Here is a 902-nt window from a genome sequence, read left to right as displayed (position 1 = left end):
CTGGACTGACCCCCAAAAGTTGGACGAGAAACGTTAAAAATTCATCGCCTGTGTTCGAAATTGTACCGGACTCAGGCCGTTGAGCTTGAGGCTGATACGTTCATGGTTGTAGTAGTGGATGTAATCCTCAAGCCCCACCTGCAATTGCTCGATGGTTTCGAAGCGCTCCAGGTAGAAGAGCTCACTCTTCAAGGTGCCGAAGAAGCCCTCCATGACAGCGTTGTCGTAGCAGCTTCCCTTGCGTGACATGCTCTGCTCAAGGTTCCTCCCAGCCAGCAAATGGCGGTAATTGGCTTGGCGATACTGCCAACCCTGATCAGAATGCAGCATTGGGGCATCCCCTGGCTTCAGCCGCGTGAACGCTTTCTGAAGCATCGTAGCCACCATCTCAAATACTGGCCGCCTGCTGGTCTGATAGGCCACGATTTCACGAGTACAAAGGTCCAGCACGGGCGAAAGGAAAAGCTTTTGTCCGTTGACCTTGAACTCGGTGACATCGGTCACCCACTTCTGATTTGGCTGGTCTGCGCAAAACTGGCGCGCCAGCAGGTTGGGTGCTGTCTCGCCTTCGGGCCCCTGATAGGCGCGATATTTCTTGACCCTGATCAGCGACTTGAGCCCCATCGCCTGCATCAGCCGCTGCACGGTCTTGTGGTTGACATGCTCACCCTGCTGCCTCAGCGCTGCGGTCACACGACGGTAACCGTAGCGCCCTTTGTGTCGGTCATAAATGTGCCGAACTTGCACGTTCAGTTCTGCGTGTTTATCTGAAGCTCGCGCCTTGATCTGATAGTAAAACGTACTGGATGCCAGGCCAGCTGCCCGAAGCAGCAGGCGTGTCGGATGCTCGTGCCTCAATCCCTGGACTATTTGCGCTTTCTGGCTCGCGCTGCAGTCTGCTC

General features: G+C 55.3%; 1 protein-coding gene. It reads right to left on the bottom strand.

Annotated elements, in window-relative coordinates; genetic code table 11:
• Positions 1-33: 33 nt before the first annotated feature.
• A partial coding sequence (locus TRP66_RS23430) for an IS3 family transposase (protein ID WP_333407943.1) occupies positions 34-902 on the bottom strand: 869 nt, incomplete at its 5' end.

Source organism: Pseudomonas sp. JDS28PS106, from assembly GCF_036706555.1.
In the GTDB taxonomy this organism is placed as follows: Bacteria; Pseudomonadota; Gammaproteobacteria; order Pseudomonadales; family Pseudomonadaceae; genus Aquipseudomonas.
Note: the sequence above shows the minus strand (reverse complement) of the source record. Positions and strands in the feature narration are given on the sequence as shown.